This is a genomic window from Actinomadura verrucosospora, from assembly GCF_039540335.1.
GTDB classification, from domain to species: Bacteria; Actinomycetota; Actinomycetes; order Streptosporangiales; family Streptosporangiaceae; genus Spirillospora; species Spirillospora verrucosospora.
Window position 1 is genome coordinate 153,472 of the sequence record NZ_BAABEV010000011.1, and the last position, 21,110, is coordinate 174,581.

The 21,110-nt window shown below is 72.4% G+C and carries 19 protein-coding genes; 16 read left to right on the forward strand and 3 right to left on the reverse strand.

The window, feature by feature from the left end; all coding sequences use genetic code 11:
• Nucleotides 1-84 precede the first annotated feature (84 nt).
• Complete coding sequence (locus ABD944_RS15340) at nt 85-1,359, reverse strand: D-alanyl-D-alanine carboxypeptidase family protein (protein WP_345176705.1); 1,275 nt, start codon at nt 1,357-1,359, stop codon at nt 85-87.
• Nucleotides 1,360-1,871: 512 nt separating this feature from the next.
• Between ABD944_RS15340 and ABD944_RS15345 the strand changes: the two genes are divergently transcribed.
• The 14 genes from ABD944_RS15345 (at nt 1,872) to ABD944_RS15410 (ending at nt 17,163) form a co-directional block, all read left to right on the forward strand.
• Nucleotides 1,872-3,038 carry a glutamate--cysteine ligase gene (locus ABD944_RS15345; RefSeq protein ID WP_345176708.1) on the forward strand — a complete coding sequence of 389 codons (1,167 nt, stop codon included), beginning with the start codon at nt 1,872-1,874 and terminating at the stop codon, nt 3,036-3,038.
• Between the two features lie 355 nt (nt 3,039-3,393).
• Nucleotides 3,394-4,638, forward strand: a complete 1,245-nt coding sequence (locus ABD944_RS15350) for a M20 family metallopeptidase (RefSeq protein ID WP_345176843.1) — start codon at nt 3,394-3,396, stop codon at nt 4,636-4,638.
• Between the two features lie 304 nt (nt 4,639-4,942).
• A complete protein-coding gene (locus tag ABD944_RS15355; protein WP_345176711.1) occupies nt 4,943-5,968 on the forward strand; it encodes a BMP family lipoprotein in 1,026 nt (341 codons plus the stop codon).
• A gap of 162 nt (nt 5,969-6,130) precedes the next feature.
• The gene (locus tag ABD944_RS15360; RefSeq protein ID WP_345176714.1) at nt 6,131-7,669 is read left to right on the forward strand and encodes an ABC transporter ATP-binding protein; all 1,539 of its coding nucleotides are present in this window, start codon (nt 6,131-6,133) and stop codon (nt 7,667-7,669) included.
• Entirely contained in the window at nt 7,666-8,994 is a 1,329-nt protein-coding gene (locus ABD944_RS15365; RefSeq protein WP_345176716.1) for an ABC transporter permease subunit, read from the forward strand. Before ABD944_RS15360 ends, ABD944_RS15365 begins: the two co-directional genes overlap by 4 nt.
• A complete protein-coding gene (locus ABD944_RS15370) occupies nt 8,991-10,349 on the forward strand; it encodes an ABC transporter permease (RefSeq protein WP_345176719.1) in 1,359 nt (452 codons plus the stop codon). The genes ABD944_RS15365 and ABD944_RS15370 overlap by 4 nt, the downstream gene beginning before the upstream one ends.
• Nucleotides 10,350-10,354: 5 nt before the next feature.
• Complete coding sequence (locus ABD944_RS15375; protein WP_345176722.1) at nt 10,355-10,759, forward strand: cytidine deaminase; 405 nt, start codon at nt 10,355-10,357, stop codon at nt 10,757-10,759.
• Between the two features lie 59 nt (nt 10,760-10,818).
• A complete protein-coding gene (locus tag ABD944_RS15380; RefSeq protein ID WP_345176724.1) occupies nt 10,819-12,093 on the forward strand; it encodes a thymidine phosphorylase in 1,275 nt (424 codons plus the stop codon).
• Between the two features lie 90 nt (nt 12,094-12,183).
• Nucleotides 12,184-14,037 (forward strand): Xaa-Pro dipeptidyl-peptidase, encoded by a 1,854-nt coding sequence (locus ABD944_RS15385; RefSeq protein WP_345176726.1) that lies wholly within the window; start codon nt 12,184-12,186, stop codon nt 14,035-14,037.
• 87 nt (nt 14,038-14,124) lie between these two features.
• Nucleotides 14,125-14,445, forward strand: coding sequence for an RICIN domain-containing protein (locus ABD944_RS15390; RefSeq protein ID WP_345176729.1), 321 nt, complete (start codon nt 14,125-14,127; stop codon nt 14,443-14,445).
• Between the two features lie 51 nt (nt 14,446-14,496).
• Nucleotides 14,497-14,991: a hypothetical protein gene (locus ABD944_RS15395; RefSeq protein WP_345176731.1), complete on the forward strand. Its 495-nt coding sequence runs from the start codon at nt 14,497-14,499 to the stop codon at nt 14,989-14,991.
• Nucleotides 14,963-15,829, forward strand: coding sequence for an alpha/beta fold hydrolase (locus ABD944_RS15400; RefSeq protein WP_345176733.1), 867 nt, complete (start codon nt 14,963-14,965; stop codon nt 15,827-15,829). Before ABD944_RS15395 ends, ABD944_RS15400 begins: the two co-directional genes overlap by 29 nt.
• A gap of 142 nt (nt 15,830-15,971) precedes the next feature.
• Nucleotides 15,972-16,481: a hypothetical protein gene (locus ABD944_RS15405; protein WP_345176736.1), complete on the forward strand. Its 510-nt coding sequence runs from the start codon at nt 15,972-15,974 to the stop codon at nt 16,479-16,481.
• Between the two features lie 58 nt (nt 16,482-16,539).
• Nucleotides 16,540-17,163, forward strand: coding sequence for a class F sortase (locus ABD944_RS15410; RefSeq protein WP_345176738.1), 624 nt, complete (start codon nt 16,540-16,542; stop codon nt 17,161-17,163).
• Between the two features lie 22 nt (nt 17,164-17,185).
• Here ABD944_RS15410 and ABD944_RS15415 read toward each other — a convergent pair whose 3' ends face one another.
• Entirely contained in the window at nt 17,186-17,548 is a 363-nt protein-coding gene (locus ABD944_RS15415; protein ID WP_345176740.1) for a hypothetical protein, read from the reverse strand.
• A 227-nt stretch (nt 17,549-17,775) separates the two neighbouring features.
• Between ABD944_RS15415 and ABD944_RS15420 the strand changes: the two genes are divergently transcribed.
• Complete coding sequence (locus tag ABD944_RS15420) at nt 17,776-19,425, forward strand: MFS transporter (protein ID WP_345176742.1); 1,650 nt, start codon at nt 17,776-17,778, stop codon at nt 19,423-19,425.
• Between the two features lie 52 nt (nt 19,426-19,477).
• Here ABD944_RS15420 and ABD944_RS15425 read toward each other — a convergent pair whose 3' ends face one another.
• Nucleotides 19,478-20,065: a CGNR zinc finger domain-containing protein gene (locus ABD944_RS15425; RefSeq protein WP_345176744.1), complete on the reverse strand. Its 588-nt coding sequence runs from the start codon at nt 20,063-20,065 to the stop codon at nt 19,478-19,480.
• 84 nt (nt 20,066-20,149) lie between these two features.
• Here ABD944_RS15425 and ABD944_RS15430 point away from each other — a divergent pair, with 84 nt between their 5' ends.
• Nucleotides 20,150-21,019 (forward strand): alpha/beta fold hydrolase, encoded by an 870-nt coding sequence (locus ABD944_RS15430; protein ID WP_345176746.1) that lies wholly within the window; start codon nt 20,150-20,152, stop codon nt 21,017-21,019.
• Nucleotides 21,020-21,110 lie beyond the last annotated feature (91 nt).

Genomic DNA, 21,110 nt, shown 5'->3' on the forward strand with positions numbered 1-21,110 from the left:
GGTGACGCGATCACCGGCGCCACCGCGAGCGTAAGCCCGCCGGGCGCGGCGGTGCCAGGCCCGTGAGAAGGGGTGGGGGAAGCTTTACCGGCCGCCGCGGGAGCGGGCCGCCTCCAGCCGCCGCCTGCGGCGCAGCACCACGTACAGCACCGCGATCGCGAGCAGGGCGCCGACCGCGCCGCCGCCGACGAGCAGCCACATGCGGGACGAGTCGTCGGAGGCGAGCGGTGCGTCGGGCAGCACGCCCGAGCCGCCGTTCTTGCGGGTCTGCTCGATGTCGCCGGGCGGGACGAGCGTGCCCACCGGCTGGACCCTGCCGCGCGCGGCGAAGCCCCAGTCCAGCAGCTTGGCCGCGTACGCCGACGGCGGCATGTCCGCCCGCATCAGCGAGATCACGATCGTGTGCCCGCCGCGGCGCGCCTGGGCGACGAAGGTCTGCTGGGCGGCGATCGTGTAGCCGTTCTTGCCGCCGAGCATCCCGGGGTAGGCCAGCCGCTCGCCCGGGAGCATGTGGTTGTGCGTGTGGATCGGGTACCCGCCGACCTTCTTGCCCTTCTTGCGCTCCTTCTTGGTCGGGGGCGCCGGGAACGGGAAGTCGATCGCCTGCATGTAGGCGCGGTACTGGGGGTTCTTCATCCCCTCGCGCAGGATGAGCGCGAGGTCGTAGGCCGAGGTGTGCTGCGTCCGGACGTTCAGCCCGAGGTCCTTGTCCAGCCCGTTCGGGGATCCTGCGAGCGTGTCGCGCGCGTTGATCCGCCGGGCCTCGGCGTTCATGTCGGCGAGGGTCCTGCCCATCCCGCCGTCGGCCTCGGCCAGCGTCACCGCCGCGTCGTTGGCCGACATCATCAGCAGCGCGTGGAACAGGTCGGAGACCTTGTACTGCATCTTCGGCGTCAGCCCGACCTTGGTGCCCTCGGTGTCGCACGCCTTCTGGGACGGCCGGACGAGCCGGTTCGGGTCCAGCTTGGGGACGAGCGTCAGCGCGGTGAGGGTCTTGAGGGTGCTGGCGGGCAGGTAGTGCCCGTGCGGGTCCTTGGCGGCCAGGACCTCGCCGGTGTCGGCGTCCGCGATCAGGTACGAGGCCGCCTTGATCTTCGGCGGGGCCGGGACGCCCGGGGCCGTGTTCGCGACGACGCCGCGGCTCGCGAGCCGGGGCCCGCCGACCGTCTGCGCGGACGGCGACGCCACGGGCGACGCCTCGGCGCGCGCGCCCCCGCCCGGGGACGCTCCGGCACGCGCGGCGCCGGCCGGTGCGGCGGCGAGCGCGGGGGCCGCCGCGAGCGAGGCGGCCGTGACCGGCACGGTGATCAACGTCAGGGCGCGGCGGACGCCGGCCGGCCCTCGTCGCTGTCCTGGCAAGCTCCCGACGCTCCTCAGTCCCATGGGAGCGCGATCGCTCCCGGCGCGCAGGCGCCCAACGCCCATGACTCCCCCCGAAGACTAGGCGACCTATCCGGCGAAGAGGTACCCGATCGCGAATCCGGCAAGCGCGGGGCGCAGGCGACGGACGTGACGACAGGGTGCAGCGGTCATAACCCGGTACGTATGGGGCGAGGCCGATCGGTTACCATCCGTCATGGACGAGACTTTGAGACGGGCTGACGGTATTTTGGACGGACTGACTAGTTCGATCTAGCGGTGCGGACGCCAAGATCGTGACCGAAAAGTAGGACGTCCGCCCCCCTTCCGACGGCTCGCATGAGTCAATTGATCCGCAAAGGGCATGGACGCCCGGCAGGGGGCGGGCACGGACGCCATCATGGAACGAACACGTGACCTGGACCGGCGTTTGTCCAGGCTTAGGGACCCGCTGGCTGAATTGCGCCACGTGCCACGCAACGACCTGCAAGGATTGTGGACGGAGGTTGGCCGTGGCCATTGACTTCAACGCATCGCACGGGGCGACGCTCGGCGTCGAGTGGGAGATCCAGCTCGTCGATGCGGAGACCAGGCACCTGCGGCAGGACGCACGCGAGGTGCTCGCCGCCCTGCCTTCGCTCAGTGACGACGGCGACAACCCGCGCGTCCGGCACGAGCTGATGGAGTCCACCATCGAGGTGGTGACCGGGATCAGCGACACCGTGGGGGAGGCCAAGGCCGACCTGGCCGGCACCCTCACCGACCTGCGCGCCGCCGCCGCGGACCGCGGCCTCGCCCTCGCCTGCACGGGCACCCACCCGATCAGCGACTGGCGGGAGGCGGTGATGGCGCCCATGGGGCGCTACGCCAAGCTGGTCGAGGAGATGCAGTGGCTGGCCCGGCGCATCCAGACGTTCGGCGTTCACGTCCACGTCGGCATCTCCGACGGCGCCAAGGCGATCCCGATCGTCAACGCGCTCTCGTCCTACCTTCCGCACTTCCTCGCGCTCACCGCGTCCAGCCCGTTCTGGAGCGGCAGCGACACCGGCCTCGCGTCCTGCCGGGCGGTCGTGTTCGGCCAGCTGCCCACGGCCGGGCCGCCCCATCTCCTAGACGACTGGGCGGCCTTCGAGGATTACATGGACACGCTGATGCGTTCGGGAACCATAAGGAGCATCAAGGAGGTCTGGTGGGACATCCGGCCGCATCCTGACTTCGGCACCGTCGAGATCAGGATGTTCGACGGGATTCCCACCCTGCGTGAGGTGGGGATGGCCGCCGCGCTGTGCCAGAGCCTCGTCACGCTGTTCGAGCAGCAGCTGGACCGCGGTTACACGCTGCCGCGGCCGGCCGCCTGGGTGGTGCGCGACAACAAGTGGCGCGCCACCAGGTACGGGCTCGACGCCATCGTCATCACCGACGACACGGGGAACACCGCTCCGCTCCGCGACGACCTGTACGAGCTGATCAGGGAGCTGGAACCGGTCGCCGACCGGCTCGGCTGCGCCGAGGAGCTCAAGGTCGCCGGTGAGGTGCTGGAGCACGGCGCCCCGTACGAGCGCCAGCGCGCGATCCGCGCCGGCGGAGGGACGCTGGAGAACATCGTCGACGCGGCGATCGCCGAGCTCGCGGAGGACAGGTTCGTCACACTGGGGGAGGTCGCACATGCCGGAGCCTGAGCAGCCGGACGGCGCCGGGAACCCCGCGAACACCGATCCCGCGAGCAGACCCGAGAACCGCACCGCATCCACCAACGAGAACATCACCCGGCGGGCGCCGCTAGGCTCCGCCGTCGCGCAGGGGGCGCACATGACATATCCGGGACCCGGGGTGATGCCCGGCCTTGAACCACCCGCCGCCCCGGGACACGAGAGTCCCGAGGGCCGGGAGGACCGGGGCGCCGCCGCCGGCGCCGGCGGAGTGAACGGGACGGCCTCCGGCGGGCCCGCACCGCGCGACGCCGAGGGCTCGGCGCGGCGGCGGGACGCGTCCGCCGCGGCGGCCGGAGCACCGGTCGTGTCCGGGCTCCCGGCGGTGCTCGGCGGCGCCGTGCTGCAGCCGCAGCTCGACGCGTTCCTCGCCGGGCACGAGGCGGAGCTGATCGCCTTCCGCCGCGACCTGCACATGCACCCCGAGCTCGGCTACGCCGAGCACCGCACCACCCGCAGGCTCGCCGAGCGGCTCCGCGCGGCCGGGCTCGAACCCGTGATCCTGCCGAAGGGCACCGGGCTGTTCTGCGACATCGGCCCCGCCGACGGCACGACCGTGGCGCTGCGGGCCGACATCGACGCGCTCCCGCTCCAGGACGAGAAGGAGGGCGTCGCCTACCGGTCGACCGTCCCCGGCGTCGCGCACGCGTGCGGTCACGACGTCCACACCGCGATGGTGCTGGGCGCGGGCCTGTTCCTGGCCCAGCAGGCGGAGGCGGGGCTGCTGCCCGGCCGCGTCCGGCTGCTGTTCCAGCCCGCCGAGGAGACGCCCGGCGGAGCGCTGGACGTCATGGCCGCCGGCGGCATCGCGGGCGTCGACCGCGCCTTCGCGCTGCACTGCGACCCCCGCATCGAGGTCGGCCAGCTCGGGCTGCGCACCGGCCCGATCACCGCGGCCTGCGACAAGGTCTACGTGAAGGTCACCGGCCCCGGCGGGCACACCGCCCGGCCGCACCTGACCGCCGACCTGGTCTACGCGCTCGCCAAGATCGTCACCGAGCTGCCGTCCGCGCTGTCGCGGCGCGTCGACCCGCGCTCCAGCCTGTCGCTGGTGTGGGGCCGCGTCTCGGCCGGGTCCGTCGCCAACGCCATCCCCGACGACGGGATCGCCGAGGGCACCGTCCGCTGCCTGGACGACGAGGCGTGGCACCGGGCGCCGGAGATGATGAAGGCGCTGCTGCAGTCGGTCGCCGCCGCCTACGACGTGGAGGCGTCGCTGGACTACGTGCGGGGCGTCCCGCCGACCGTGAACGAGGTGGCCAGCGTGCAGATGTTCCGCGACGCGGCCGCCCAGGTCATGGACGAGGACGGCGTCGTGCCGACCCCGCAGAGCCTCGGCGGCGAGGACTTCGGCTGGTACCTGGAGTCGATCCCCGGCGCGCTCGCCCGGCTCGGTGTCCGCACTCCCGGTTCGCCCGGCGAGTACGACCTGCACCGCGGCGACTTCGACGTCGACGAGCGGTGCATCGCCGTCGGCATGAAGGTGCTGAGCGCGACCGCGCTGACCGCGCTGTGGGACGGCGGACGTCCCGGCGACGCCGAGTCGATCGAGGGCGCCGCGCTGGCCTAGACTCCCCCCGCCGGCCGGGCTTGATCACCAGGCGTCATCGCCCGGCCTGTCGCTTTCCGTCCTTTCGGACGCCCGCGCACGAGGGCCTCGCGCGCCGGTCAGCGCCGTCCATGGCGGCGCTGACCTGTGGCGATATGCCTACGCATTGGTAACGGACCTGTTGCGAAACCGTGCAAGCAAGAGGTTTGCCCTCATTCGCGAGGTAGCGTCCTGACGATTTCGGTGACCGGATCTGTCACCGGACCGTGGGTGGGACGGAAGGAGCGCTACCTTGCGCCGTGGACTGAAGATTACGCTCGTCACCGTGACGGGTGCGGCGCTGACGCTCAGCGCTTCCGCGTGCGGTGGCAAGAAGGCCGACAGCGGCGACGGCGGCGGCGACGGCAAGAAGACCCTCAAGATCGGTCTGGCCTTCGACATCGGCGGCCGCGGCGACCAGTCCTTCAACGACTCGGCGGCCGCGGGCCTCGACAAGGCCAAGAAGGACCTGGACGTCAAGACCGAGGAGATCTCCGCCAAGCCGGACGAGCCGGACTCCGACAAGGAGTCGCGCCTGCGTCTGCTGGCCAACAAGGGCTACAACCCGGTCATCGGCGTCGGCTTCGCCTACACGGCCTCGATCAACAAGGTCGCCAAGGACTTCCCGAACACCAAGTTCCTCGTCGTCGACGCCGACCAGTGCAAGGTCGAGGGCGCCAACGTCAGCGGCGCCTGCTTCTCCGAGGAGCAGGGGTCCTACCTGGTCGGCGCCGCGGCCGCGCTGAAGTCCAAGACCGGCACGATCGGGTTCATCGGCGGCGTCAACGTCCCGCTGATCAACAAGTTCTTCGCCGGGTACCAGGCGGGTGCGAAGAAGGCCAAGCCGGGCATCAAGGTGCTGCCCGCCAAGTACCTCACGCAGCCCCCGAACTTCAACGGCTTCAAGGACGCCGGTCTCGGCAACGAGGCGGCCAAGGGCCAGCTCGACGAGAACGCCGACGTGATCTACCACGCGGCGGGCGGCGCGGGCATCGGCGTCATCAAGACCGTCGGCGCGGCCAAGAAGTGGGCGATCGGCGTCGACTCCGACCAGTACAACCAGCCCGCGGTCGCCGGGGTGAAGGCCCAGATCCTGACGTCCATGGAGAAGCACGTGGACGTCGCGGTGTACGACTTCGTCGAGAGCGTCGCCAAGGGCACCTTCAAGGCCGGCACCACGCAGTACAACCTGAGCAACGACGGCATCGGGTACGCCACCTCCGGCGGCAACGTCGACGACATCAAGGCCAAGCTCGACGAGCTGAAGGCGGAGATCGTCAGCGGCAAGATCACCGTTCCGACCAAGGCCTGACGCCGCGGCCGGGACGCGGGAGCACGCTCCCGCGCGGCGACGTGCCGGCCGGTCCGCCGGCCGACGCGCGCACCGGGCGCCATCTCGTGGTGGCGCCCGGTGCGGCGGCACGTATCCCCGTCCAGGACCTCTCTCACGTTCTAGGCAGGAGGAGGGGCACTCGTGCCTGACCAGGTGCCGGCCGTGCGGCTGACATCGATCACCAAGCGGTTCCCCGGAGTGGTGGCCAACCGCGACATCAACCTCACCATCGAGCGCGGCGAGGTGCACGCGCTCTGCGGTGAGAACGGCGCCGGCAAGTCCACGCTGATGAAGATCCTTTACGGGATGCAGCGGCCGGACGAGGGCACCGTCGAGGTCGACGGCGAGCAGGCGGCCTTCCGGACGCCGGCCGACGCGATCGCCCGCGGCATCGGCATGGTGCACCAGCACTTCAAGCTGGCCGACAACCTCACCGTCCTGGAGAACGTGATCCTCGGCGCCGAGCCCCGCGCCAAGGGCCGGCGGCGCGGCCGGATCGACTTCGCCGCCGCGCGCGCCAAGATCAAGGAGATGTCGCAGGCGTACGGGCTGCGCGTCGACCCCGACGTGCTGGTCGAGACGCTCGGCGTCGGCGAGCGGCAGCGCGTGGAGATCCTCAAGGTGCTCTACCGCGGCGCCCGCGTGCTCATCCTGGACGAGCCGACCGCGGTGCTCGTCCCGCAGGAGGTCGAGGAGCTGTTCGGCAACCTGCGCGAGCTGCGCGCCGAGGGCCTGACCGTCCTGTTCATCTCCCACAAGCTGGACGAGGTGCTGACCGTCGCCGACACGATCTCGGTGATCCGGCGCGGCACGACGGTCGCGACCCGGCTCGACCCGCGCGAGGTGACGTCCCGGCGCCTGGCCGAGCTGATGGTCGGGTCCGAGCTGCCCACCCCGGAGCTGCGCGAGTCCACCGTCACCGAGGACGTCCAGCTGGACGTGGCCGGGCTCACCGTGCTGACCTCCGAGGGCCGTCCCGTGGTGGACGGCGTGTCGCTGCGCATCCGCCGCGGCGAGATCGTCGGGCTGGCCGGTGTCGAGGGCAACGGGCAGACCGAGCTCATCGAGGCGATCATGGGCATCCGCGGCGCCGACGCCGGGACCATCGGCTACGGCGGCGAGGACGTCACCTCGTGGTCGACGCGGCGGCGCCGCGAGGCCGGCATCGCCTACATCCCCGAGGACCGGCACCGCCACGGGCTCGTCCTGGAGGGGACGCTCTGGGAGAACCGCATGCTGGGCCACCAGACCCGGCGCCCGAACGTGCGCGGTCCGTGGATCGACCGGCGCGGCGCCCGCCGCGACACCACCCGGATCGTCCAGGCCTACGACGTGCGGACGCCGGGGATCGACGTGCCCGCCGCCGCGCTGTCGGGCGGCAACCAGCAGAAGCTCATCGTCGGGCGGGAGATGTCCGGCGACCCGCGGCTGCTGATCGCGGCGCATCCGACGCGCGGCATCGACGTCGGCGCCCAGGCCGCCATCTGGGAGTACCTGCGGCAGGCCCGCGCGGACGGGCTGGCCGTGCTGCTGATCAGCGCCGATCTTGAGGAACTCATCGGTATGTCCGACACCCTGCACGTGATCCTGCGGGGGCGGCTGGTCGCGGAGGTCGATCCGCGGACCGTCACCCCCGAGGAGCTCGGCTCCGCCATGACCGGTGCCGGAGCGCCCGCATGAGCGACGAGCGCAAGGACCTGGACCCGGCGGGCGAGGAGCCCGCGGGCGGCGGGGAACCGGCGGGCGCGACGCCCCCGGCCGACGTCCCCGCGCCGCGTCCGGGCGAGAGCCCCGATCCCGGGAAGCGGCCCGAGAAGGCGTCCGGCCCGGTGGAGCCGGAGACGGTGCCGTCGTGGAAGGCGATGCTGCGCGGCCTCGGCCCGCGGGGGCTCGGCCTGAAGATCGGCGCGCCGGTGCTGGCGCTGCTGATCTCCCTCGGCATCACGATGATCCTGCTGCGGGTCACCGGCGCCGACCCGGTCAGCTCGATCCAGAGCATGATCGACTACGGCACGACCGACAACTCGATCGTCGACATCGTCAACCGCGCCACCCGCTACTACCTGTCGGCCGTGGCCGTGGCCATCGGGTTCCGGATGGCGCTGCTGAACATCGGCGTGGACGGCCAGTACCGGATCGCCGCGTTCCTCGCCGCCGCGCTCGGCGGCGCGCTGGCGCTGCCCGCCCCCCTCGGCCAGATGCTGACGATCGTCGCGGCGATGGTGGTCGGCGGGCTGTGGGCGGCGATCGCGGGCGTGCTGAAGGTGACCCGCGGGGTCAGCGAGGTGCTGTCCACGATCATGCTGAACGCGATCGCGACCGGCCTGATCGCCTACCTGCTGAACGACAAGCGGCTCGCCGAGGTGCGGCCGGGCAGCAACAACGTCGCGACGCCGCAGATCCCCGAGTCGGGACGTGTCGGCGGCCTGAACGGCCTCCTGTCCTCGATCGGCATCGATCTGCCGGGCGACGTCTACGGGCTGCTGCCGCTGGCGATCCTGGTCGGCGTCGTGTTCTGGGTCGTCATCAACCGCACGCGTTTCGGGTTCGACCTGAAGGTGTCGGGGCTGTCGCCGTCGGCGGCGCAGGCCAGCGGCGTCAACGCCCGCCGCATGATCGTCTACACGATGGTCGCGTCCGGCGTGGTGGCGGGCCTGATCGGCATGCCGGAGCTGCTCGGCGCGTCCTACGAGTACTCGCTGAACTTCCCGGCCGGCCTCGGCTTCACCGGCATCACGGTCGCGCTGCTCGGCCGCAACCATCCGGCCGGGATCGCGCTGGCCGCGCTGCTGTTCGCGTTCCTCGACCAGACCTCCGACGTCCTCCAGGAGGTCGACGTCCCGAAGGAGATCGTCGGGGTCATGCAGGGCGTGGTCGTGCTGACCGTCGTCATCGTGTACGAGCTCGTCCGGCGCTGGGAGATCCGGCTGCAGCAGCGGGCCGTCGCCGCCGAGCTGGCCACCGGCCACGACCTGGCCCGCGAGGCCGCTGGGAGCGCCTCATGAGCACCGCCACCGAGACGGCCCCGGCCCGCAAGGCCGCGAGCGGCGCGCGCCGGCTGCGCTGGCCGCACTACCTGCTCATCGCGTCCGGCCTGCTGGTGCTGCTGTCGCTGGTCCGGGTGATCGACGACGCCGACCCGGTGACCTCCAGCGGGACGGTCAGCGCCGCGCTGCGCCTCGCCGTGCCGATCTTCCTGGCCGGGCTCGGCGGGCTGTGGTCCGAGCGGTCCGGCGTGATCAACATCGGCCTCGAGGGCATGATGATCCTCGGCACCTGGACGGGCGCCTGGGCCGGCTACCAGTGGGGCCCGTGGATCGGCGTCCTCGCCGGGATCATCGGCGGCGTGCTCGGCGGGCTGCTGCACGCGATCGCGACCGTGTCGTTCGGCGTCGACCACATCGTGTCCGGTGTCGCGATCAACATCCTCGGGCTGGGGCTCACCCAGTTCCTCGCCGGGCTGATCTTCGACAAGGGGGAGGCGAAGGCGCTCGGCGGCGGCCCCCGGCAGTCTCCGCCCGTCGATCCGATCCCGACGCTGACGCTGCCGGTGCTGTCCGGAGGCAAGATCGGCGGCTGGCAGAGCCCCGACTGGCTCGGCTCGCTGGAGAGGCACCACTGGTTCCTGGTGTCGGACCTCGCGGGGATCGTCCGCGGTCTCACCAGCGACATGTCGCTGCTGACGCTCGTGGCCCTGCTGCTCCTCCCGGCCAGCTTCTTCGTGCTGTGGCGGACGGCGTTCGGTCTGCGGATCCGCTCGTGCGGCGAGGACGCGTACGCGGCCGAGTCGCTCGGCGTGCAGGTCTACCGGATGAAGTACGCGGCCGTGATGATCTCGGGCGGTTTCGCGGGCCTGGCGGGCGCGTTCCTCGTCACCGTCGCCGCGCCGATCTACCAGGACGGCCAGACCAACGGCCGCGGGTTCATCGGCCTCGCCGCCATGATCTTCGGCAACTGGCGTCCGGGCGGCCTCGCCGCGGGCTCGCTGCTGTTCGGCTACACCGACGCGATGAACGTGCGCGGCGGCGGCCAGTCGGTGCACGCGCTGCTGCTGTTCGTGGCGATCCTGCTGATCGGCGTCGCGGTCTGGCAGGGCGTGCGAGCGAACCGCCTGCTCCCGCAGGCGGCGCTGGACGCGGCGCACCGCCGCGACATGCGGGCCGCCGTCGTCGGCTCCGCGCTGTCCCTGGTCACGGCCGCCGCGCTGCTCACGTGGTTCCTGCTGAGCGACATCGTCCCCGGCGAGCTGGTCTCCTTCACACCGCACCTGACGACGCTGCTCGTCCTGGCCCTGGCCAGCCAACGCCTCCGCATGCCCGCCGCCAACGGGCTCCGCTACCGGCGCGGTGAGGCACGATAACTCTTATGGAGATTGATTGGCCTGTTCTGCGCGCTGAGGCGCGGGAGGCTATGGAACGTGCCTACTGCCCGTACTCCGGGTTTCCGGTCGGGGCCGCCGCGCTGGTGGACGACGGCCGGGTGATCACCGGGTGCAACGTGGAGAACGCCTCGTACGGGGTCGGGCTGTGCGCGGAGTGCGCGGTCGTGTCGGCGCTGCACGGGCCCGGCAAGTCCGAGCGGCCGCGGCTGGTCGCCATGGCGGTGGTCGACCGGCACGGGAATCCGCTGATGCCGTGCGGGCGCTGCCGGCAGTTGCTGTGGGAGCACGGCGGCGCCCCGATGCTGCTGGAGACGACGCGCGGCATCCTGCCCATGTCGGACGTCCTGCCGGACGCGTTCGGTCCCGACGATCTCGTGGACCGGGCCTGACCGACGCACCCTGGCCGGCACACCCTGGCCGGCTCGGTTTCACCTTCTGAGAGGATTTCGTGGACGCCACCGATGTCATCCGCGCCAAGCGGGACGGGGGGACGCTGACCCCCGAGCAGATCGACTGGGCGGTGGACGCCTACACGCGGGGCGTGATCGCCGAAGAGCAGATGTCGGCGCTGGCGATGGCGATCCTGCTGAACGGCATGTCGCGGGCCGAGGTGGCCCGGTGGACCGAGGCGATGATCCGGTCCGGGGAGCGGATGGACTGGTCGGCGCTGGACCGTCCGACCACCGACAAGCACTCCACCGGCGGGGTCGGCGACAAGATCACTCTGCCGCTGGCGCCGCTGGTGGCGGCGTGCGGGGCGGCGGTCCCGCAGCTGTCGGGGCGCGGCCTCGGGCACACCGGCGGGACGCTCGACAAGCTGGAGTCGATTCCGGGCTGGCGGGCGTCGCTGTCGAACGCCGAGATGCTGGACGTGCTGCGCTCGGCGGGCGCGGTCATCTGCGCGGCGGGCGGCGGCCTCGCGCCCGCCGACCGCAAGCTCTACGCGCTGCGGGACGTGACCGGCACGGTGGAGTCGATCCCGCTGATCGCCTCCTCGATCATGTCGAAGAAGATCGCCGAGGGCACGGGCGCGCTGGTGCTGGACGTCAAGGTCGGCTCGGGCGCGTTCATGAAGACGGCGGACCGGGCCCGCGAGCTGGCCGAGACGATGGTCGCGATCGGCGCCGACCACGGGCTGCGCACGGTCGCGCTGCTGACCGCGATGGACCGTCCGCTCGGCAACGCGGTCGGCAACGCCGTCGAGGTGGCCGAGTCGGTGGAGGTGCTCGCCGGGGGAGGCCCGTCCGACGTGGTCGAGCTGACCCTGACGCTGGCGCGGGAGATGCTCGCCGCCGCCGGGATCTCCGGGAGGGATCCGGCGGACGCGCTAAAGGACGGCTCCGCCATGGACGCCTGGCGCCGCATGATCACCGCGCAGGGCGGCGATCCGGACGCGCCGCTGCCGGCCGCCCGCGAGACCCATGTGGTCACCGCCCCGTCCTCGGGCGTGCTGACCAGGCTGGACGCCTACGGGGTGGGTGTCGCGGCGTGGCGTCTGGGCGCCGGCCGGGCCCGCAAGGAGGACCCGGTGTCGTTCGGCGCGGGCGTGATCTGCCATGCCAAGCCGGGCGACACGGTCGAGGCGGGCCGGCCGCTGCTGACGTTGCACGCCGACGACGAGGCCAGGTTCGGTCGCGCGCTGGAGGCCCTGGACGGCGCCTTCGACATCGAGGCAGGCGGCACCGTGCCCGCGCTCCCCCTGGTCATCGACAGGATCGCGTGAACCGGCCGGTTTGTTAAGAATCACCGTTGACGGGCGTTGTGTCCGCTCTGGAAGCTGATCAGGTTTCTCTCAGCAGCCAAGGAGCGGACGTTGCGACTCTCACTCCTCCCCGCCGCGGCGCTCGCGGGCGCGGTCGGCCTCGCGGCCGGCACCGTGCCCGCGTACGCCGACGCGGGACGTCCTCACATCGTGGTGAAGGACGGCAAGACGCAGCCCACGTTCTCGTTCAAGGACGCCATCCGCGAGAAGGTGTTCGTCGAGACGACCGTGGACAGCGACCGGGACGGCGAACGTGACCGCGTCTCCGTCTACATCACCCGCCCGAAGGAGACCGGCGGCGGCCTCAAGGTCGCCTCGATCCTCGAGGGCAGCCCCTATTACGCGGGCCTCCAGGACCCGCCGTACCACCCGGCCGACGTCACCGACCACCCGCGCCTCGCGCCGTGGACGCCGCCGCCCGGTCCGCCCGGACCGACGAGCTACTCGCGCGTCTACTACGACAACTACTTCGTCTCCCGCGGCTACGCCGTCCTCGCGGCCGACACCCTCGGCACGGGCGACTCCGACGGCTGCCCGACCGCCGTCGGGCCGAACGAGGCGCAGGGCATGAAGTCGGTCATCGAGTGGCTCACCGGCAAGGCCACCGCGTACGACGCCCAGGGCAACAGGATCCGCGCGGGATGGTCGACCGGGAACGTCGCCATGGCCGGCAAGTCCTACGACGGCACGCTGCCCCTGGCGGCCGCCGCGACCCGGGTGACCGGCCTCAAGACGGTCGTGTCCATCTCCGGCGTGTCGAACTGGTACGACGAGTACCGCGCCAACGGCGGCGTCGTCGCACCGGACGGCTGGGAGGGCGAGGACCTCGACCTGCACGCCAAGGCCGTGCTGACCCGGCGCGACCCCGAGGTCTGCGCGCCCGTCATGCACGACCTCGAGAAGAAGATGGACCGGGTCACCGGCGACTACAACCGGACCTGGGACGAGCGGAACTTCGCCAAGTCCGCGCCCCGCTTCAAGGCCAGCGTGTTCATGACCAGCGGCCTCGCCGACTGGAACGTCAAGCCGATCCAGATGTCCCTGCTGTGGGACGGCCTGAAGAAGGCCGGCGTCGACCGCAAGCTGTGGATCCACCAGGCCGCGCACGACGAGCCCCTGGACGTCCGCCAGAGCGTGTGGCTCGAATCCCTGAACCTGTGGTTCGCGCATGAGCTCTACAACGTCCGCAACGACATCATGCGCCAGCCCAAGGTCGACCTGGAGCGCACCCCCGGCCAGTGGGAGACGCACAAGGACTGGCCGGAGGCCTCGGCTCGCCCCGTGCCGCTCGGCCTGTCGGCCAAGGGCCTCGGCGAGCGCGGCGCCGGCACCCAGCAGCTGGTGGACGACCCGTCCCGCAAGGCCGAGGAACTGGCCGCGAACCCGGACACGGCGGACCCGAACCGCCTGGTCTACCTCACGCCGAAGCTGACCAAGGCCATGCGGCTCAGCGGCACGGCGCGGATCAAGCTGCGCGCCTCCGTCGACGGCCGCTCGCCGTACCTGTCGGCCCTCCTGGTCGACTACGGCTCCGACGAGCGCGTCTCCGGCTTCGGCCCGACGTCCGACCGGTGGTGCTACGGCGACTCGATTCCCGGCGACGAGGGCTGCCGGACCGTCCGGAAGTACACCACCGCCGTCAGCCCGTTCAAGATCGTGACGCGCGGCTGGACGGACGTGCGCAACCGCGAGTCGATCTGGCGCAGCAGCCCGGTGACGCCCGGCAAGGACTACACGTTCAGCTGGCCCATGCAGCCGTACGACTACGTCTTCAAGCCCGGCCACCGGATCGGCCTCATGGTGCTGGCCACCGACCACGCCTACACGCTCCGCTACCCGGCGGGCACGAAGGTCAAGGTCGACCTGCACGGCAGCACCCTGACCCTGCCCCTCACCAGCGGCTGACCCGGCACGCCCCGAGGTAGGGGCGGCCATTGAAGAGCTGCGCCCGGAACGCCGAATCGGCGTTCCGGGCGCACGCCTTTATGACCCGTGCGCGCTCGCCCCCACGCGCGGCGGGGCCGTCCCTTCACCGACTCCCGCAGCGCGGGCAGTTCGGCGGGCCTTCGGCTCCCCCGCGGGGTCCTGGACGCCTCGTTCGGGCCTGGCTCGCCGATGTCCGACGACACCTGCGACCGCACGGAACCTGACCTGTTCACCCTCCGGTCGTCGGCCGGCGGCATCCAGTTGAGGCCCCAGGGCAGCGATCTCTGCGTCGGTGTGAAGGGCGAGCCCGCGGTCCGCGCCCCGGTGCTCCAGTTGCCCTGCGACGAACGCGCGCCCGGCCAGCTCTTCACCATCGCCGACCGCTAGCGCCGTTCACTACTTGACGCGAGAGAGCAAGTACTTGCTATCGTTCGTCAAGTGACGACCACGCAAGACCACATCGAGCTCGTCGCCGAGCTGGTCCGGACGCTGGAGACGCGGATCTTCGATCCCCTGGAGATCCTGCTGGCCTCCGACGAGCCGCTCGGGCCGATCAGGGCGCGGCTGCGCGTGGAGGCCGAGGTGTGGGCGGCCCAGCTGCTCGGCGCCGATCGGGAGCGGGCCACGCTGACCGCGGCACGGCTCATCGGGGTGCTGTTCCCCGGTGACGGGCCCTTCGACCCGCCCGCCGCGTGGTGGCGCACCGCGCTGGGACGGGCCGTGGCCCGCACGACCGCCCACCCCGCGGCGGCCGTCCCGTACTCCACGGCCGGGGCGATGCTCGGCATCACCCGGCAAGGCGTCCACGACCTGGTGAAACGCGGAAAGCTCGACAGGGATCCCGGCGGCGGCGTCACCACCTCCTCCATTCGCGACCGGCTCGACCGACCCCAGGAGAACACCCGTGGCACCGCAAGAAGTGATCATCGATGACCGTCCGGTCCGCCTGGCCGCCCGCGACCACGGCGGGGCCGGGTCTCCGGTGCTGCTGCTCCACGGCCTGGGCGGCACCCTCCTGCACTGGGACGCCGTCGCGCCCCTGCTGACCGGCGCGCACCGGGTCGTCGCGATGGACCTGCGCGGCCACGGGCTGTCCGGCGACGGGCCGTGGGAGTGGGAGGCCGTCCTGGACGACGTGCAGGCGGTCGTCGACCACTTCGGCCTGACCGCTCCTCTCGTGGTCGGCCATTCCCTCGGCGGCATGGTCGCGGTGCGGTGGGCGCTGCGCCATCCGGACGGCCCCGGGATCGTCAACGTCGACGGCCTGCGCTCGGCCGAGACCGCGCCGGAGCACTACGCGGGCATCGAGCCCGACGAACTGACCCCGCTGCTGGCGGAGCTGAAGTCCCTCTTCGAGGCCCAGGTCGAGGCGATGGCCCGGCCGCTGCCCGAGGCCCAAGCCGCGATGCTTCCCTCGCGGGCGCTGCGCACCACCGATGAGGGCGTCTACGCGCGGCCGGACGCGGAGCTGGCCGGGCAGATCAGGTACGACCCGTACTTCCAGGACAGCGTGGCGGCGGTGGCCGGCATCCGCTGCCCCGCCCTGTTCGTCCTGGCCACCGAGAACCTGCCCGGCCTGCCGGGCCGCGTCGGCGACCTCATGGCGGCGCAGCGTGCGGGCGTCCGCCGCGACCTGCTGGCCCTCACCGCCGATCGGCCGCACCTGCGCGTGCTCGAACTGGCCGGCAGCCACGCCGTGGTCGCTGAACGGCCCGAGGAGATCGCCCGGGCCGTGCTGGAATGCGACGGCCACCGCGCGGACCTTTCCTAGAACGCCGGACGGGCACGTCGCCGGCCATTGAAAAAGGATCACCGAACCAAACCGGGGCCGTCCTCATCAGAGATGGGCATAAGGGGGACACGGTCCAGCGGGCTGAAAGTCGAGTAAGCCGCCGTGTCGATATGGGGAGAACATGCGACTCGGTAAGGCGGCCGTTCTCGGCCTTGTGATCGGTACGGCGACGCTCGGCGCGGCCGCGCCCGCGATGGCCGACCCCGGCGACGTCGTCGTGAAGCCCGCGCAGGCGCGCCCCGGCGAGCAGGTCACCGTCGTGGGGAAGAAGTGCGAGGTCGACGGCACGGCGGGCTCGCTGGCCTTCGTGGGCGGGGCCGTCCCGCTGAACGGCGCGGAGGAGGTCGACGGCCGGGCCGGTCTCGCGACCATCAAGAAGGACACCTTCGCCGGCACCTACACGGTGCTCGTGCGGTGCGGCGCGTACAAGGGGACCGGCGAGGTCCACGTCGTGGACGGCAAGGCGCGTCCGATGTCGCAGCCCACCCCGACCGGCGGGCCGGCGACGGGATTCGGCGGCGGGACGGGCGGAGCGGACACCGCCCTTCTGGCCGGCGGAGGCGTCCTGCTGCTGGGCGGGATCGGTGTCGGCGCCATTGCCGTCCGACGCAGGAATGGCGCGAGCGCGTAATACCGCAGCCTTTCTCGCGAAGGCTGACTCCGACAATTCCAAGGGGACGGGAAGGGCGATGGGGAGAAAGGGCGGCCGGTGGGGCCCGGGGGCGGCGGCAGCGGTCCTGACGGCCGCCGGTCTCGTCCTGGTCGTCCTCGGGCTGGGCGGGCGGGCCGGTCCGCCCAGCCCGCCCGCGTGGGCCGCGACCCCGCGGGCGGTCGACCGGCACGGGCCGGTGCTGGACCGCTCCCTGCCCGTCCGGGTGTCCATCCCGTCGATCGGGGTGCGGGCGCCGCTGTCCCGCCTGGGCCTCGGGGCGGGCGGCGAGGTGCGGGTCCCCCCGGCCGACCGGCCGGGGGAGGCCGGCTGGTACCAGGGCGGGCCCACTCCCGGCGAGCGCGGCGCGGCGGTCATCCTGGGCCATGTCGACTCCGGGAAGGGCGCCGCGGTCTTCTACGACCTGGGCCGTCTGAGGCCCGGGAACCGCGTCGAGGTGGAACGCGCGGACGGCCGGGTGGCCGTGTTCACCGTCGAGTCCGTGGAGCGCGTCCCGAAGGGCCGCTTCCCCACCGCGCGCGTCTACGGCCCGCTCGACCACCCCGGGCTCCGCCTGGTCACCTGCGGCGGCGCGTTCGACCGCGCCGTGCGCAGCTACCGCGACAACGTCATCGTCTACGCCGCCGAGACGGCGGTCCGGTAGCCCCGGCCGAAGGCCGATCCGGTCACTGCGCCGGGGAGACGAGGGTGCCGGAGGACTGGAACGCGGTGGTCAGGATCCGGCCGACCTTGTCGAGATTCTTCCGCAGCTTGACGGCGCCGGTGGCGCCGCCGGACAGACCGGTCGTCGCGAGCCCGAGCTCGACGACCACGGTCCCGTCGGGCTGCGGCCTCAGGAGCAGGTGGTACTTGTAGTGCGTGGCGAACGCTCCGAGGAGCATCGCCTTGGTGCGGGTCCCCTTCTCGACGATGCCCTGACCGGGGTTCTCCCACGTGAAACGAAAGCCCTCGGGCTGCAGGGCGGCCTCCACGACGGCACGGACCTGGTCGAGGGTGCCGGACACCGCGAGGCTGACGGAATTGGCCATGGTTCTCCTTGATCGAGTGGGATCGGGGGGCCGGCGCCGCCGCCCCCCGACATGAGACGTCCGTCCACTCCCCGAGTACGCAAGTCCGATCGGTCACCTCGTTCGCCCATGCCATGGGTGACAACGCGTGGTTGTGACCTGGGCGGGCGGTTGTTTGATCCGCGGCCCCGCCGCCCGCTTGGATCTCCCTGGCCGCCGGAGGCGCGGCCGGCGGAAGGGGCGTGGCGATGGTGCGCACGGGGGAGCGACGGTCGCTCGGCCGGGGGTTCGGGTGGCTCTGGACGGCCTACGCGGTCAGCGCGTTCGGGACGTGGCTCGCCTTCGACGCGTTCCCCCTGATCGCGATCACCGTGCTGCACGCCGGGCCGGCCCGGGTGTCGGCGCTGGCCGCCGCGGGCCTGCTGGCGGGGGCGGCGGTGGCGGTGCCGCTCGGCCCGTGGGTGGAGTTCCGCCGCAAGCGGCCCGTGATGGTCGCGATGGACCTGGTCCGGTGCGCGGCGCTGCTGAGCCTGCCCGCGGCGTTCCTCCTCGGCGGGCTCGGCTTCGCCCACCTGCTGGTCGTGTCGGTCGTCGTCGCCGCGGCCGACATCGCCTTCACCGCGGCGAGCGGCTCCTTCCTGAAGGCGCTCGTCCGGCCGGACGACCTGCTCACCGCGAACGGGCGGCTGGAGTCCACGAGCTGGACCGCCACCATGCTCGGGCCGCCGCTCGGCGGCGCCGCGATCGGCCTGTCCGGCCCGCTGGTCACCGTGGCGGCCAACGCGGTCAGCTTCCTGGTGTCGGCGGCCGGGATCCGCGCGATCGGGGGGACGGAGCCGCGCCCGGCCCCGAGCGCGGGCGCCCGGCTCCGGGCCGGGGACCTGCTCGAAGGGTGGCGGCACATCCTCACCGGCCCGGCGCTGCGCTCGCTGTTCCTCAACCAGATCCTGGTCGGCGGGCTGATCATGGCGACGGCGCCGGTGCTGGCCGTCCTGATGCTCGGCGACCTCGGGTTCGCGCCCTGGGAGTACGCGCTGGCGTTCGCCGCCCCGTGCGTGGGAGGGCTCGCCGGTTCGCGGCTGGCCCGGCCGCTGGCCGCGCGGTTCGGACGGGCCAGGACCATGCTGGTCTTCGGCACCCTGCGCGCGTGCTGGCTGCCCGGGCTGGCCTTCGTCCGCCCGGGCGTCGCCGGCCTGGTGCTCGTCATCGCCGTCGAACTCGGGCTGATCACCTGCATGGGGGTGTTCACCCCGCTGTACGCCACCTGCCGGCTGGAGTGGACGCCGCCCGACCGCGTCGCCCGCGTGCTGTCGGCGTGGTCGGTGACGAGCAAGCTCACGATCGCGGCCATGACGGGCCTGTGGGGCGTGCTGGCCGGGCTCACCGGCCCCCGCACGGCCGTCGCGGTCGCGGGCGTCCTGTCCCTGGCGACCCCGGTGCTGCTGTTCCGCAACCGCCGCGCGCTCGCCGCTCCAGACGGCTTGACGCAGGTCAGCACCAGTGCGAGCGTGAAAAGAGAGGGGGAAGGGGGACCCGACATGATTGAGATCAAGAGCATCGAGAAGCCGGACGACCGGCGCGACTTCCCCAGGGGGCACCTGGAGATCGCCAACCTCAGCGGCCTCGTCTTCGGGAAGGCGACGTTCGAGCCCGGATGGCGCTGGACGGAGTCGGTGAAGGACATCGCGGGCACCGACCTGTGCGAGGTCCACCACAACGGCTACGTCGTGCAGGGGCGGATGCACATCCGCATGCGCGACGGCGCGGAGCAGGAGGTCGGCCCCGGTGACGTGTTCGTCGCCACGCCCGGCCATGACGCATGGGTCGTCGGAGACGAGGCCTGCGTCGTGTTCGACTTCGCCGGCGGCATCGGCGAGTACGCCAAGGCCGGTCACTGAGCGTTCGGTTCCGTGAGGCGGGGGCGCCGTCAGGTGCCCCCGCTTCCGCGTGTCAGGAGGACTCCGGGCCGGGTTCCACGGGCCTGTGCCGCCGGTAGTGCCGCGCGACGCGGACGCGGTTGCCGCAGCGCGCCGCCGAGCACCAGCGGCGGCGCGGGTGGGCGGGCAGGAAGAGCAGCACGCAGTCGTCGGCCTCGCACTTCCGGATCCTGGTGACCGCCGGGTCGGCGAGGAGTTCGGCGGCGGCCTCGGCGAGCCAGGACGCCGGGCGCAGTTCCGGCGGGCCGGTGCGGCGGCGGGCCGCGAGCAGGGAACGCCCGTCCCAGACCGGCTGGGTGACCGCGGGCGCCGCGCACTGGGCCCGGGTGAGGGCCTCCAGATCGGCGGCCGAGGGCGGCTCGCCGCGGCGGACGCGGTCGAGGGCCCGGGCCGTGTGCTCCCGGACGTCCCGGACGGCGGCCAGCGACGCGGCCCCCGTCTCCGCGGCGGCGAGCGCCGCGGCCTCGTCGGACCGGTCGGCCTGCAGGCGCAGCCAGGCCCGGAGGTCGTCGGGCGTGGACAGCAGGTCGGCGCCCGCCGGTCGCGTGTTGACCAGGTCCAGGGCCGGGGGCTCGCCGGTCAACGGGGTCGGGTCGCTCATGTCCTAACGGTACATCGACCGATTGACCCGTTAGGTGTGCGATCGTTGTACCTAATGCAACATCTCGACAGTTAGGCGTTAGGTATGTTTTCGATCGCCCGCACCGCCCACCGGCACGCCGACGTGAACGGTGTCCGCGTCTTCTACCGCGAGTCCCTGCCGGAGAGGGAGGACGCGCCCGTCCTGCTGCTCCTGCACGGCTTTCCGTCCGCCTCGCACCAGTTCCGCCGGCTCGTCGACGTCCTCGGCGCCCGCTACCGGCTGATCGCCCCGGACTACCCGGGCTTCGGCCACACGCGGGCGCCGGACGACTTCGCCTACTCCTTCGACGGGCTCGCCGACGTCATGGAGGGCTTCGTCGAGCGGCTCGGCCTCACCCGTTTCGCCATGTACGTGTTCGACTTCGGGGCGCCGGTCGGGTTCCGGCTGGCCGAGCGGCGGCCCGAGCGCATCGCGGGCCTGGTCGTCCAGAACGGCAACGCCTACGCCGAGGGCCTGTCGGACGGCGCCCGCGACTTCATCGCCCTGCGTCCCGGTGCGCCGGGGGCGGAGGAGGCCGTCCGGGGCCTGCTGACCCTGGACGGGACCCGGAGCCAGTACGAGACGGGCGTCGCCGACCCCGAGGCGATCGCACCGGAGGGCTGGACCCTCGACCAGCACTTCCTCGACCTGCCGGGACGCAAGGAAGCCCAGGTCGCGCTGGCCTTCGACTACCACTCCAACGTCGAGCGCTACGGCCGCTGGCAGGCCTGGCTGCGCCGGTGCACGCCGCCCACCCTCATCGTCTGGGGAGCCGGCGACCCGTTCTTCACCGCGTCCGGCGCCCGTGCCTACCTGCGGGACGTCCCGGACGCGGAGCTCCACCTTCTCGACACCGGCCATTTCGCCCTCGAAACCCACCTCTGCGAGATCGCGCCCCTCGTCGCCGCGTTCCTCGACCGTCTCGGGGTGTAGCGGGCCGGAAGGTCCGCAGGTCGCGAGGGCGGGGGGCGGCGGTTCCGGCGAGAATTGATGACGCCGGGAGAGGCCGGGACGGGTAGGTTCG

Coding starts and splice junctions, on each gene's coding strand:
- ABD944_RS15365 (WP_345176716.1), top strand. CDS start 7,666: ATGAGCGACGAGCGCAAGGACCTGGACCCGGCGGGCGAGGAGCCCGCG.
- ABD944_RS15370 (WP_345176719.1), top strand. CDS start 8,991: ATGAGCACCGCCACCGAGACGGCCCCGGCCCGCAAGGCCGCGAGCGGC.
- ABD944_RS15375 (WP_345176722.1), top strand. CDS start 10,355: ATGGAGATTGATTGGCCTGTTCTGCGCGCTGAGGCGCGGGAGGCTATG.
- ABD944_RS15405 (WP_345176736.1), top strand. CDS start 15,972: ATGCGACTCGGTAAGGCGGCCGTTCTCGGCCTTGTGATCGGTACGGCG.
- ABD944_RS15410 (WP_345176738.1), top strand. CDS start 16,540: ATGGGGAGAAAGGGCGGCCGGTGGGGCCCGGGGGCGGCGGCAGCGGTC.
- ABD944_RS15415 (WP_345176740.1), bottom strand. CDS start 17,548: ATGGCCAATTCCGTCAGCCTCGCGGTGTCCGGCACCCTCGACCAGGTC.
- ABD944_RS15420 (WP_345176742.1), top strand. CDS start 17,776: ATGGTGCGCACGGGGGAGCGACGGTCGCTCGGCCGGGGGTTCGGGTGG.
- ABD944_RS15425 (WP_345176744.1), bottom strand. CDS start 20,065: ATGAGCGACCCGACCCCGTTGACCGGCGAGCCCCCGGCCCTGGACCTG.
- ABD944_RS15430 (WP_345176746.1), top strand. CDS start 20,150: ATGTTTTCGATCGCCCGCACCGCCCACCGGCACGCCGACGTGAACGGT.